A 12,853-nucleotide genomic window follows, 5' to 3' on the forward strand; every position below is an offset into this window, starting at 1 on the left:
CCCCTACCGCAGCGTCGCCGTCCCGTCGGAGTTGACGGCCACCTTGGCGCCTGCGATGTCGCCGCGCACCGTCTCGGCCGCTTCGGAGGCATCGGCGACGACGGCGAGCACACGTGCGTCATCGGGGGTGCGTACCGCGAGAAACGCCTTCTCGGGTTCCCCGTCGCGGCTGTACGGCGTGGTCCACGATTCGACGGTGCCCACGCCCTCCCACTCGACGATCGACGTCCTCGTCGGTTCACGGTCCACCACCGATTGCACGTCCTCCCAGCGGAATTCGTGTGGCGGCGGCTCGGTGCCGTACACGCCGAAGCTGTGCTTGGTGAGGTAGCCGCCGTTGGCGGTGATCAGGCCGCGCTGCCCGGGGTGGGCCGCCAGGTGCTCGGCCATGCTGGCGATCGAATGGGTGACGTAGTTGTTCCACGGGCCGCCGGCGAACGTGAGCCCACCGGTCACCGTGAGCGGACGGTCGGGGTCGCCGAGCGGCAGCGCCAACTCATTGGCCGCGACCTGCACTGCCGACGGGAAGCACGAGTACACGTCGACCGCGTCGACGTCGTCGACGCCGATATCGGCCAGCGCCAGCGCGCGCCGCCCGGCGATCCGAATCGCGGGTGAGGCCCAGAACTCCGCGCGTTCACCGATGGCGTAGGTGTCGTGGGCGTCGGTGCCCGCATACGGAAACACCCAGCGTTCGATGGGAACCTGCAGATGCCTTGCCCTTTCGGCGGAGGCCAGGATCAGCGCCGCACCCTGATCCACCATGTTGTTGGAGTTCATCAACTTGGTGTAGGGCCAGCTGACCATCCGGTTCCCGGCAGAGGGCTGCCAGATCTCGTCGGCCGAGCGCGCCTGCTGGCTCCAGGCGTGCGGGTTGTTCGCCGCCACCGCGGAGAACCCCGCCCACAACTCACCGATGCGGCGCCGGTGCACATCCGGTGTCTCGCCGGCGGCGATGCGCAGCGCCTGTTCGAACATCGGATAGACGTAGGCCGGCCGGTCCAAGTGAATCCGCATATCCGCGGGTGCGGCCATCGGCACGCTCTCGTCGCCGCCCTCGGCCGCGGGCACCGACTCGTCCTGCCGCGTCCAGTCCGGTTTGGTGCCCTCGGCGCGCAGCCGCGAGCGCGTGCGCCAGGTCTCGGCGCCGGTGATCAGCACCACGTCGGCACGGCCGCCCTGGATGTCCAGACACGCCTGGTTGACCAGCGACTGCGGCACGTTCCCACCGATGCCGGTGTATCGAGTGCTGGCCTTGTCGGCCCGAATGCGCTGGGCGACAAGAAGTCCCGGGTCGCGATACCGCCACGACAGCAGGTTGACCACCCGCACCGAGTCGACGGCCTCGAGCAGCCGGGGATCACCTGCCGCACGGGCGGCGGCCGCCATCAGGTCGACCGGCTCCACGGTCGGGTCGTTCTCACGCTGGTTGACCTGGCCGTAGCCGACGAGCACGGGTGTCCTGGGGTCCATCATGGCCTTTCTTGATGTGCGAAAAGTGCGCCCTGCGCGAGGAGCCGGTCGATGTCCTCGGACGTCAAACCGAGCACCTTCTGGCATATCTCGCGGGTGTGCTCCCCCGGCATCGGGGCGGGCCGCAGCTGCGCGGGCGCGATGTTGGTGTACGGCGCCGGACCGGTCTCGGTCGGCATCGGCGCGTCGAACAACGGATGTTCCATGTCGGTGTAGGGGCGGCGGAACTGCACCTGCGGATCGGTGAGGACGTCGATCGCCCTGTTCATCGGCGCCGCCGCTATCCCGTTCTGCTGCAGGGTGTTCGCGACGTCGGTCTTGTCGCGCGTCCGGGTCCACGCCGCCACGTCACCGTCTCCGACGACGTTAGTTATCTCGCCGTCTCCGACGACGGTCGCCAGTGCGGCGCGGTCGGCGTCGGTACGTACGGACACCACGCACCATTCGTCGTCGCCCGCGCACGGATACACGCCGTGGACGGCGGTGTCGTCGTCGACCGGCAGGCCCGCGGCACGGGCGGCCGCGGTGGCGTACACGGTCGCCAACTGGTTGACCGCGGCTTCGGCCTGCGAGATGTGCACGTGCGCACCGATTCCGGTGTGGCGGCGCTGGATCAGCGCGGCCAGCGCCGCGATCGCGGTGATCCTCGCCGAAACGTGGTCGGGGAAGATGGTGGTGGCGTCGTAGAACTCGCCGGGCCCGGCGTCCGGGGATGTCCACAGCGACGTGACGCCGGTGGTGGCGCGCACCAGTGGGCCGTAGCCCATTCGGGCGCTCCACGGTCCGGTCGCTCCGAACGCGCTGCTTTCGGCGAGCACGATGGCCGGGTTGATCTCCCGCAGCCTTTCATAGGAGAACCCAAGCGAGGCAAGCGTTCCGGGTTTGAAGTTGGCGAACACCGCGTCGGACTCGGCGACCAGACGCGCGAACACGGCCGCGCCGTCGGGGTGGCGCAGATCCAGGCCGAGGCCGTACTCGTTGCGGTGCGTCAACGCCCACGACCTGCTCATCGTCATGCCCGGCGGGGCTTGGCGCAGGCCGTCGGGATACGCCGCACTTTCGATCTTGATGACCTCGGCGCCCAGATCGGCGAACAACCGGCCCAGCTCACCGCCGGCGACGATGACACCGAGGTCGAGGATGCGCATCCCCTCAAACGGCCGGCGCACCGGTGCGCCTCCGCTTTCCGGGCGTGCTGTGGTGTCGGCGGCCCAGACGGCATCGTCGGCGCCGGGCGCCGGTGCCGGCCGGGTGAGCCCGGCTCGGCTGCCGTCGACGACGAACGGCCCGGCAGGTACGACAACGTCGACGCCGGGCGCCAGTTCGGTGCTGGTCAGTGCGCCGACGTCACGGAAGTGGTTGGAGGACAGCGTCTGTGCCGGGGTGAGAACCGCGGCGATCGGTACCCCGCGGGCCTGCCCTTCGGCCACCAACTGGTTCATCGTCTGGTCTTCGACCAAGTCGGCGATGACGGCGTTGAGCTCCCGTGACACCGCGTAGCGCGCCGCGATCGTCTCGAACTCGGGGCCCGCGAACTGCTCTGGTTCGCCCAGCCAGCCGAACATGCCGCGCCACTGGCGCGGCGAGAGTAGACAGATGCGCACATAGCCGTCGCGGCAGGCGAAGATCGGGTAGATCTGTTGGTTTCGCGGCCGCCCCCGCCACAGCTCGCTGGTGGGTTTGCGGCCGACGGCGGCCTGCCCCTCAGAGCCGTACGGCGGATCCAGTGCCTGAAGCACACCCTCGAGGCGGGAGAAGTCGATGTAATCGCCTCTGCCGTCGCGTAACCGGCGAAAGTAGGCGGCAAGCGCGGCCCACGCGGCCTGCACCGCGGCCGTCGTCGACGCCACACCGGTGGGCGGCAGCACCGGGGTGCCCGTCGTCGGGCCGGTCCGCGACAACGCCGTCGACAACGCGTACAGCACCGCATCGGTGGCCTGCCACGCCGCGCGCGGTCCCGCGGTGCCGAAGTCGGTGACCGACAGCGCGACCAGGTGCGCGAACCGCTGCGACAGCGCGGCGCACGACGTGCCGAACGCGGCCGCCATCCCGGGGTTGCCGCTGTCGATCACGATGTCGGCCGAACCGGCCAGCCCGATGAGGCGGTCGCGGTCCGCGGCACGGGTGGCGTCGAGCACCGCGCTGCGCTTGTTGGCGTTGTGCAGTGCGAACCGCACGCTGGCGCCGGCCACGCTCGGCGCTTCGCGGCGCCCTTCCACACCGCCGGGAGGTTCGATCTTCAGCACGTCGGCGCCGAGGTCGGCGAACAACCGGCCCACGGCATCGGAGTCAGCGCCACCCAGGTCCAGCACCCGCAACGGCGCCAGCGGTCGCACCCGTTCGCCCAGCACGACCGTGAGCGTAGTTGGTCACGATCGGGTTATTTCCCAGGTGTGTTGGGTACCCATTGCCGGAACATGACCGCTGAGCCGCTCTCCCCCACCCTTTCCGACGACGAGCTGGCGTTGGTCGACGCCTATTGGCGCGCAGCCAACTACCTGTCGGTGGGCCAGATCTACCTGCTGGACAACCCGCTGCTGCGGGAGCCGCTGGCCGCCGAACACATCAAGCCGCGCCTGCTCGGCCACTGGGGCACCACTCCCGGGCTCAACCTCATCTACGCGCATCTGAACCGCATCATCTGTGACCGCGATCTCTCGGTGATCTACATCACCGGGCCCGGTCACGGCGGGCCGGGGCTGCTCGCCAACGTCTACCTCGAGGGCACCTACAGCGACGTCTATGCGCAGATCTCCGAGGACGCCGACGGGATGCGAAAACTGTTCCGCCAGTTCTCGTTCCCCGGCGGGGTGCCCAGCCACGTCGCCGCCGAGACGCCCGGTTCGATCCATGAGGGCGGTGAACTCGGATACGCGTTGGTGCACGCCTACGGCGCCGCGTTCGACAACCCGGACCTGGTCGTGGCCTGCGTGATCGGCGACGGTGAAGCGGAGACGGGTCCGCTGGCGGCCAGCTGGCATGCCAACAAGTTCCTCAACCCGGCCACCGACGGTGCCGTGCTGCCGATCCTGCACCTGAACTCCTACAAGATCGCCAACCCGACGGTGCTGGCGCGCATTCCGCAGGAGGAGCTCGAATCGCTGCTGTTCGGCTACGGGTACCGGCCCATCACGGTCGCCGGTGACGACCCGGCCAACGTGCACCAGCAGCTGGCCACCGCCTTCGACGAGGCATTCGACCAGATCGCGGCGATCCAGCGGGCCGCCCGGCTCGACGGTGAGCCGGGCCGGCCGCTGTGGCCGATGGTGGTGCTGCGCACCCCGAAGGGCTGGACCGGACCCAAAGAGGTCGACGGTAAAAAGGTCGAGGACACCTGGCGCTCCCACCAGGTTCCGCTGGCACAGACGCGCACCGACCCCGAACACATGGCGGAGCTGGAGTCGTGGCTGCGCAGCTATCGACCCGACGAACTGTTCGACGAGCACGGGGCATTGCGGCCCGAACTGCGGGCGTTCGTTCCGAGCGGGTCGCGCCGGATGGGCGCCAACCCCCACGCCAACGGCGGTCTGCTGCTGCGGGATCTGGACCTGCCGGCGTTCGCCGACTACGGCGTGGACGTCGACGAGCCGGCGAGCCAAACCGCCGAGGCCACCCGGGTGCTCGGCATGTTCCTGCGGGATGTGATCGCGCGCAACCAGGACAGGTTCCGGCTCATGGGGCCCGACGAAACCGCGTCCAACCGGCTGTCGGCGGTCTACGAGGTGACCGACAAGGCGTGGATGGCCGAGACCGGCCCCGATGACGAAGACCTCGCCCCCGACGGCCGGGTGATGGAAGTGCTCTCCGAGCACCTGTGTCAGGGCTGGCTCGAGGGCTATCTGCTGACGGGCAGACACGGGCTGTTCAACTGCTACGAGGCGTTCGTCCACATCATCGACTCGATGCTCAACCAGCACGCCAAATGGTTGTCCAGCAGCCGGGAACTGACGTGGCGGCGGCCCATCGCCTCATTGAATTACCTTCTGACATCCCATGTTTGGCGTCAGGACCACAACGGCGCCTCGCACCAGGATCCCGGCTTCATCGACCACGTGGCCAACAAGCGTCCCGAGGTGGTGCGGGTGTATTTGCCGCCGGACGCCAACACGCTGCTCTCGGTGGCCGACCACTGTCTGCGCAGCCGCCACTACGTGAACGTGATCGTCGCAGGCAAGCAGCCGGGGCTGACCTACCTGACGATGGACGAGGCGATCGCCCACTGCGCCCGCGGACTCGGGATCTGGGACTGGGCCAGCAGCACCACCGGCGAGCCCGACGTCGTACTGGCCTGCGCCGGTGACATCCCGACGCTGGAGACGCTTGCCGCCGCCGACATCCTGCGCCGCGAACTGCCGGAGCTGGCGGTACGGGTGATCAACATCGTCGACATCATGCGGCTGCAGCCCGAAACCGAACACCCGCACGGACTTTCCGATCACGAGTTCGACGCGCTGTTCACCACCGACAAGCCGGTGATCTTCGCCTACCACGGCTATCCGTGGCTGATTCACCGGCTGACCTACCGCAGGACCAACCACGCACACCTGCACGTGCGCGGATACAAGGAGCGCGGCACCACGACGACCCCGTTCGACATGGTGATGCTCAACGACCTCGACCGCTTCCACCTCGTCATGGACGTCATCGACCGGGTCGAGGGGCTGGCCGGGCGCGCCGCGGTGCTGCGCCAGCAGATGGTCGACGCCCGGCTGGCCGCCCGCCGCTACACCCGCGAACACGGCGAGGACGACCCGGCGATCGCCGACTGGACATGGGATCCCGACTTCGCCGGACCGTCGCTGTCCCAGGACGCCCGCGGCGAAACCGCCCGGTAGGATTTATCGTCGTGTCCGTCGCCGCAGAGCAACCGCATCCGCTGATCGAGCAGCTGTCGGTCCTGCATCGCTTCCGCACCTACGTCGACATCGGCGTCGTCGTCGTGGTGCTGGCGCTGACGAACCTGATCGCACACTTCACCACCCCGTGGGCCAGCATCGCGGTGGTGCCTGCCGCCGCCGTCGGGCTGCTGGTCCTGGTGCGCTCCCACGGCCTGGGCTGGACCGAACTCGGATTGGGCCGCGCACAGTGGCGCTCCGGCGTCGGCTACGCGCTGGCCGCCGTCGCGGTGGTGGTGTCGGTCATCGCGATCGGCGCGATGCTGCCGTGGACCAGGCCGCTGTTCATGAACAACAACTACGCGACGATCTCCGGCGCCCTGATCGCCTCGATGATCATCATCCCCCTGCAGACGGTGATCCCCGAGGAGCTGGCGTTCCGCGGTGTGCTGCAGGGTGCGCTGGACCGGGCCTGGGGCTTTCGCGGTGTGGCCGCGGCGGGGTCGCTGCTGTTCGGGCTCTGGCACATCGCCACGTCGCTGGGGTTGACTGCCAGCAACGTCGGCTTCACCCGGCTGTTCGGCGGCGGCTGGCTGGGGACGATCGCGGGCGTTGCCCTGGCGGTGCTGGCGACCGCGGTCGCCGGGTTCGTCTTCACCTGGCTGCGTCGCCGCAGCGGCAGTTTGATCGCCCCGATCGCGCTGCACTGGTCACTGAACGGGCTCGGTGCGCTGGCCGCCGCGATGGTCTGGCACCTATCCACCTGAGCCGCGTCTGCGGGCCCGGAACTGGCGGTTCTTCAGCTTGTTACCGCACGTCGCCATGCTGCACCAGGTTCCGGCGTGGTTGCGTGACATGTCGTAGAACGCCCACCGGCATTCGTCGTTGGCGCACGCCTTGAGCAGTGACCACGTGCCGTCGCGCTGCGCGTCGCGCACGATCAACAGCAGCTCGACAAGCCGCTCCGACGGTGAGTCACCGTCGACCGCGAGCCGGACGTCACCGTCGTCGCCGACGTGGACACGCGCCGTCCCGCGGGCCGCGACGGCGCGCAGCGGCGCCAGCGCGGCGTCGCTGGGGGCCGGGCCCCCGGCGTTGTGCACCAACTGGGCGCGAAGCCCTTCCCGCACGCCGCGAAGCAACTCCAGGTCGGCGTCGCTCAGCTCGACGTCGGTCCCTAGCAGACCGTGGTCGATCAACCATGGCCGCGCATCGGCGGGGTCGGCGAGGCGGTCCGGGCCCGCGGGCAGCTCGAAGGTGTTGACCAGCGACTGAACCCGGCTCAGCGGTGCGGGTGCCGGTTTGGTCTCGGAATCACCGAGCCAGGTGCGGGCTGACGTCATGTGCCCAGTCTACGTCTAGTGACCATCAAATCGTGTTGACTAGTCATGAATGACCGGTATAACGTTTTTGATAGTCATTCCATCGGGGGATAGCAGATCGGAGCAGGGCTCGTGATGATTGACCACCTGACGGCGTCGGGCCACTTCTCGGCGCAAAACTCGGCGTCGTTGGCGGCGCGGTTGACGGCACGGGTGCGGGCTGCCAAGTTCGACCGGCTGATCGCGGTCGGCGTGCCGGCACCGCAGGCTAGCCCCCTCGCGCTGCACTACGCACGGCTCACGTCGGCGGACGAACGCGCCAGCGTCGCACGCGCGCTGCGCAAAGCCGTACGGGATGCGCGTTCCGGCGGGCTGCTGAGGTCGTCACGGCTGCCGATGCATGTGCCCAACATCAGCGCGGCCGAAGCGATGATCGACACGGTCGCGCGCCGGCTCGAGTCCCCGCAGCCGGTCGGTGCGCGCGGGATGGCGCGGCTGCGCGAGCTGTTGGCCGACGGGTCGGGACCGCTGTACCGGTTCGGCCGCGGCGATCTGACCGGCCGGCTCGGCGCGGCCCTCGCCGAGCTCTAGACGGTCAGCACCGCCGCACCCGACACCCGGCCGGCGGCGAGATCGCTGAGCGCGTCGTCGGCGCGCCCGAGCGGATAGCGCGGCGTCGTGACCTCGATGCGATGCCTGCCCGCGAACGCGAGGAACTCGCGGGCGTCGGCGCGGGTGTTGGAGGTCACCGACCGCAGCTGGCGTTCCAGGAACAAGTGGCGCTGGTAGTTGAGCGTGGGAATGTCGGACAGGTGGATGCCGGCGATGGCCAGCGTGCCGCCGCGGTCCAGCGCCTCCAGCGCGGGGGGCACCAGGTCGCCGACCGGAGCGAACAGGATCGCCGAGTCCAGGGCAACCGGCGGCCTGTCGGCGGCGCCCTGCGCCGACGCCGCGCCCAGCGCCAGCGCGAGGTCTCTGGCCTGCTGCCCGCGGGTCATCACGTGCACCTCGATACCTTCGGCGATGGCGACCTGCGCGGTGAGGTGCGCGCTGCCGCCGAACCCGTAGATGCCCAACCGTCCGCCCGCGGGCACCTCGGCGCGCAGCAGTGCGCGGTAGCCGATGATCCCTGCGCAGAGCAGCGGGGCCAACTCTGCATCGGTGTATCCCAGCGGCAGGTGGTGGGCGTAAGCCGCTGGCACCGTGGTGAATTCGGCGTAGCCGCCGTCGGCGTCCCATCCGGTGTAGCGCGACTCCGGGCAGAGGTTCTCGTCGCCGCGGGCGCAGTACGGACACCGTCCGCAGGTGTGCCGCAGCCATGCGACGCCGACCCGGTCGCCGACGGCGAACCGATCGGCGGTGTCCGGGCCGATCTCGACGACCTCCCCGACCACTTCATGCCCGGGTATCACCCCGGACCGGTGCACGGGCAGGTCGCCCTCGGCGACGTGCAGGTCGGTGCGGCAGACACCGCAGGCGTGCACGGCGACCAGTAACTCACCGGTCCCCGGCCGGGGCACCTGCGCGGTAACGGGTTCCACCGGGCCGCTGCCGATCGGGCCCGGCGTCATCACCCGCCACGCGGTCATGGTCGAGGCGCTCATCGCCCCATGGTCGCGCGATGTGTTGCGGCGCACCAGGGGTCGGCCGCCGGGGGGCCTAAAACACCCGCGCCGATGTCATAACGAAGAAGTAACCTGGACATAACGGTCGGGGCTGATGCGAAGGAAGGGGACCGATGAAAGCACTTGCAGCACTGGGTATCGGCGCGCTCGCGGCGGGCAGCATCGCCTTTGCCGCCCCGGCCAACGCCGGCTGTCAGGGCGGGTGGACGCCGTGGGGCGGCGGCACGATCTGCGACGGGCCGATCGCGCCGGACGGCAACTTCGAACGCTGCCAGACCGCAGGGGCGTTGGGCTTCGGCGGCACGAACTGCTTCATCGTCAACGTCGCCCACGCCCAGCCGCCGTGGGTCGGTCCGTAAGGGAGCGACCCACAGCGGCTGACGCGAATCACGCCGGCGGCATCATCTCCGGTGCGCTCTCCGGCGCCACCGGAACGGGCTGACCGACGGCCGGCCGCGGCGGTGCGTTCGGATCGGCCGGCGGCGGCGGCGGTGCGTTGGGATCGGCCGGCGGCGGCGGTGCGTTGGGATCGGCCGGCGGCGGCGGTGCGTTCTGGGGCGCGTTCGGGTCCGCGGGGACCGCGGGCACCGGTGCCGTGAAGGGCCGGATCGAGTTGGCCAACGTGACGGCCTCCTCCTTGGGCACCGGATTGTTCGCGGTGCCCAGCCACACGACGAACCAGCGATCCGGGGTGCGCTGGCCGCGCGGTGTACCGGGTTCGGTGGCCTCACCGACCACCCCGGCCCAGATCTGGCCGTTGGGCTTGTTCGTGTCGGTGAACTTCACCTCGTAGTAGGAGGCGACACCGGGCATCCCGTCGGCATCCAGTTCGACGGTCTCCTGGTTGACGCGCGTGCCCGGGAACGGCATGAAGAACTCGCCCATGTCCGAAGCCAGCCGCTGGGCCGCCTTCGTGTTGTCGGTCTCCGCGCCGGCGAACAGCTTCAGATCCAGCCGTCCGAGCAGGATGCTGGTGTCGTTCGGCGGTTCGGCGCCTTCCGGGGTGACCTTGGTCAGCAGCGCCTGACCGTAGGACAGCTGGGTGGCATCCGACACCTGCCATCCGGCCGGCACGACGAAGCTCAACCCACCCGCGGCGTTGTTGACGCGGCCGGCATCGGCCGGCGGCGGCGCGTTGGGGTCGGCAGGCGGCGGCGGTGCGTTCGGGTCCGCAGGCGGCGGCGCGACGCCAGGAGGCGGCGGTGGCGGCGGGACTCCGGGTGGTGGCGGCGGTGCGTTCGGATCCGCGGGCGGCGGAGGCGGTGCGGGCGCGACGCCAGGAGGCGGCGGCGGCGCGTTGGGGTCGGCGGGAGGTGCGGGTGCGGCCGGCGGCGCCGGCGGCGGCGGTCCCTCCAGGAAGGTGTTGCCGCTCGGCGGCGGCGGCGGTGGCGGTGTGGGCTCGGGTTGCGCCTGCGCCACCGTCGGCAGCGCGAGCGCCACCGCGGTGGCACCGGTCAACACGGCGGTCGCCAGCGTCCTCGTGATGCCCTTACGGTGTTGAACTAACGCGTCCGGCTGATCCATGTGGAAGAAACTACCGTGTTACCGCCGTGACGCAAGTGTGAGTTGCTCTTATTGTGCTTAGATTTTTCCTTGCTGAGCCCGCAGAAGTGCCAGAAAATGCCGAAGGCAACCGTTTGCTGGCACCAAAAGGCCCCCGCGCGTCGCGCGGGGTGCTTCAACTTGTCCTTCGCGCCCACGGGTCAGCGGTGTTACGCGCTGGGGTAGAGCGCCACTTCCTGCGCCTTCACGGCGAAGTAGATCCGGTCGCCCGGCGCCAGCCGCAACTCGGCTGCCGACTCGGCGGTGACGTCGGCGGCCAGTCCCGGCGCCCCGTCGGGTTGGTCTTCGGCGCGCACCCGGATCGCCGGTCCGCGACTGTCGAGTTCGGCGACGGTCACCTCGACGGTGTTGCGCGGGCTGCCGTGGGGTTTGTCCCGGTACACCGCGACGGCGGCTGGGTAGAACAGCGCAACGGCGGGGTCACCCGCCACCAGATCGGCCGCCGGGGTGCCGTGCCAGCTGCGCCCCGTGGTTGTCCGCACCGCGCCGTCGGCGTCCACCACACCGTTGACCAGGTTCACCCCGGCGAACCGCGCCCCGAACCCGCTGCGCGGTGTTGCTAAAATCGCTGCAGCAGAACCGGTTTCGGCGATTCGACCGGATTCCATCACGATCACCCGATCGGCCAGCGTCAGCACGTCGAGGATGTCGTGGGTGACCAGCAGCGCCGAACGTCCGTCTTTGGCGAGCACCTTTCGCAACACCTTGCGCACGGCGGTGGCCGCGGCCACGTCCAGCCCCGCCAGCGGCTCGTCGAGCAGCAGCACGTCGGGCTCGGCGGCCAACGCGCGCGCCAGCGCCACCCGCTGCGCTTGACCACCGGAGAGCTGACGCGGCATCCGGTCGGCCAGCTCCACCGCATCCACCTCCGTTAGCCAGCGGGCGGGCTGGCGGCTGCGCGGCGCAAACGCCACGTTGGCCACGACGCTCAGATGCGGAAACAGCAGCGGATCCTGCATCAACAGCGCGACGCGCCGGTCATGGGTCGCGACGTGCACCCCGGCTTGGACGTCGGTGAGCACCCGCTCCCCCACGGCCACCACACCGTCGTCGGGCCGCACCAGCCCGGCGATCACATGTAGCGCCGTCGACTTGCCCGCGCCGTTGGGGCCGAGCACCGCAAGCACCTCGCCCGATCCGACGGCGAACTCGACGTCCACACCGCGGCTTTCGACGACGGCGCGCACGCTGACCCCGGTCACGGTCGACTACCAGGCACTTGCACCCCGCAGCCGTCGGCTGCCGAGCCCGACCACCACGACCGCGGCCACGGCGACCAACAGCAGCGACAGCGCCACCGCGGCCTCGGGATCGCTCTCGCGCTGCAGGTAGATCTCCAGCGGCAGCGTGCGGGTGACCCCCTGCCGCGAACCGGCGAAGGTCAGGGTGGCGCCGAACTCGCCGAGCGCGCGCGCGAACGCCAGCACCGCCCCCGACACCAGGCCCGGCGCCAACAGCGGCAACGTCACCCGCCACCACACACTCGTCGGCCCGGCGCCCAGCGTCGCGGCCACCACCTCGTAGTCGGCGCCGAACGTACGCGCGGCGCCCTCCAGCGCCAGGACCAGAAACGGCAGCGACACGAACGTCTGCGCCAGCACGACCGCCGTCGTGGTGAACGCGATGTCGACGCCCGCGGCGCTCAGGTACTGGCCGAGCAGACCGAGCCGGCCGAACGCGTAGAGCAGCGCGATGCCCCCGACGACCGGCGGCAGCACCAGCGGTAACAGCACCAACGGGCGCACGACGCGGACCCATCGGCTGGTGCTGCGGGCCAGCACCAGCGCCATCGGGACCCCGAACAGCAGACACAGCGCGGTGCTCGCGGCCGCCGTGCGCAGGCTGAGCAGCAGCGCCGTCACCGACGACTCGCTGCTGATCAGCGAGACAAAATTGGGCCAGTCGACCTTGGCCGCGACCGCGATCAGCGGCACCGCGACGAACAGCGCACCGATCGCGGCCGGCAGATACAGCCATCGGGGCAGGGCCGCTGACGTGCTCAAACCGGCGCCGCTTCCCGCTTCACAGCCAAACC

General features: G+C 70.1%; 11 protein-coding genes. 4 read left to right on the forward strand and 7 right to left on the reverse strand.

Annotated elements, in window-relative coordinates; translation table 11 throughout:
- Positions 1-3: 3 nt before the first annotated feature.
- Together ABQE93_RS19760 and ABQE93_RS19765 are read right to left on the reverse strand one after the other, a co-directional pair.
- Complete coding sequence (locus ABQE93_RS19760; protein ID WP_448409950.1) at positions 4-1,473, reverse strand: acetyl-CoA acetyltransferase; 1,470 nt, start codon at positions 1,471-1,473, stop codon at positions 4-6.
- Positions 1,473-3,821 (reverse strand): CaiB/BaiF CoA-transferase family protein, encoded by a 2,349-nt coding sequence (locus ABQE93_RS19765; RefSeq protein WP_448410063.1) that lies wholly within the window; start codon positions 3,819-3,821, stop codon positions 1,473-1,475. The genes ABQE93_RS19760 and ABQE93_RS19765 overlap by 1 nt, the downstream gene beginning before the upstream one ends.
- 69 nt (positions 3,822-3,890) lie before the next feature.
- On the opposite strand from ABQE93_RS19765, the gene ABQE93_RS19770 reads away from it, so the two are divergent.
- Together ABQE93_RS19770 and ABQE93_RS19775 are read left to right on the forward strand one after the other, a co-directional pair.
- Positions 3,891-6,308, forward strand: coding sequence for a phosphoketolase family protein (locus ABQE93_RS19770; protein ID WP_448409948.1), 2,418 nt, complete (start codon positions 3,891-3,893; stop codon positions 6,306-6,308).
- 11 nt (positions 6,309-6,319) lie between these two features.
- Entirely contained in the window at positions 6,320-7,075 is a 756-nt protein-coding gene (locus ABQE93_RS19775; protein ID WP_448409946.1) for a CPBP family intramembrane glutamic endopeptidase, read from the forward strand.
- On the opposite strand, the gene ABQE93_RS19780 is transcribed toward ABQE93_RS19775, so the two are convergent.
- Positions 7,064-7,651 (reverse strand): CGNR zinc finger domain-containing protein, encoded by a 588-nt coding sequence (locus ABQE93_RS19780; RefSeq protein WP_448409944.1) that lies wholly within the window; start codon positions 7,649-7,651, stop codon positions 7,064-7,066. The genes ABQE93_RS19775 and ABQE93_RS19780 overlap by 12 nt on opposite strands.
- 114 nt (positions 7,652-7,765) lie before the next feature.
- Between ABQE93_RS19780 and ABQE93_RS19785 the strand changes: the two genes are divergently transcribed.
- On the forward strand, positions 7,766-8,221 hold the full coding sequence (locus ABQE93_RS19785; protein WP_448409943.1) for a hypothetical protein: 456 nt from the start codon (positions 7,766-7,768) through the stop codon (positions 8,219-8,221).
- Here the strand turns inward: ABQE93_RS19785 and ABQE93_RS19790 are convergent.
- A complete protein-coding gene (locus ABQE93_RS19790) occupies positions 8,218-9,234 on the reverse strand; it encodes a zinc-binding alcohol dehydrogenase family protein (protein WP_448409942.1) in 1,017 nt (338 codons plus the stop codon). The genes ABQE93_RS19785 and ABQE93_RS19790 overlap by 4 nt on opposite strands.
- A 134-nt stretch (positions 9,235-9,368) precedes the next feature.
- Between ABQE93_RS19790 and ABQE93_RS19795 the strand changes: the two genes are divergently transcribed.
- The gene (locus tag ABQE93_RS19795; RefSeq protein ID WP_448409940.1) at positions 9,369-9,614 is read left to right on the forward strand and encodes a CDGP domain-containing protein; all 246 of its coding nucleotides are present in this window, start codon (positions 9,369-9,371) and stop codon (positions 9,612-9,614) included.
- Positions 9,615-9,642: 28 nt separating this feature from the next.
- On the opposite strand, the gene ABQE93_RS19800 is transcribed toward ABQE93_RS19795, so the two are convergent.
- The 3 genes from ABQE93_RS19800 to ABQE93_RS19810 all read right to left on the reverse strand — a co-directional run bounded on the left by ABQE93_RS19800 (position 9,643) and on the right by ABQE93_RS19810 (position 12,821).
- On the reverse strand, positions 9,643-10,779 hold the full coding sequence (locus ABQE93_RS19800) for an alanine and proline-rich secreted protein Apa (protein WP_448409938.1): 1,137 nt from the start codon (positions 10,777-10,779) through the stop codon (positions 9,643-9,645).
- A gap of 188 nt (positions 10,780-10,967) precedes the next feature.
- On the reverse strand, positions 10,968-12,020 hold the full coding sequence (locus tag ABQE93_RS19805) for a sulfate/molybdate ABC transporter ATP-binding protein (RefSeq protein WP_448409936.1): 1,053 nt from the start codon (positions 12,018-12,020) through the stop codon (positions 10,968-10,970).
- Between the two features lie 6 nt (positions 12,021-12,026).
- On the reverse strand, positions 12,027-12,821 hold the full coding sequence (locus ABQE93_RS19810; protein ID WP_448409935.1) for an ABC transporter permease: 795 nt from the start codon (positions 12,819-12,821) through the stop codon (positions 12,027-12,029).
- Positions 12,822-12,853: the final 32 nt, after the last annotated feature.

It is taken from the genome of Mycolicibacterium sp. XJ662 (genome assembly GCF_053484035.1).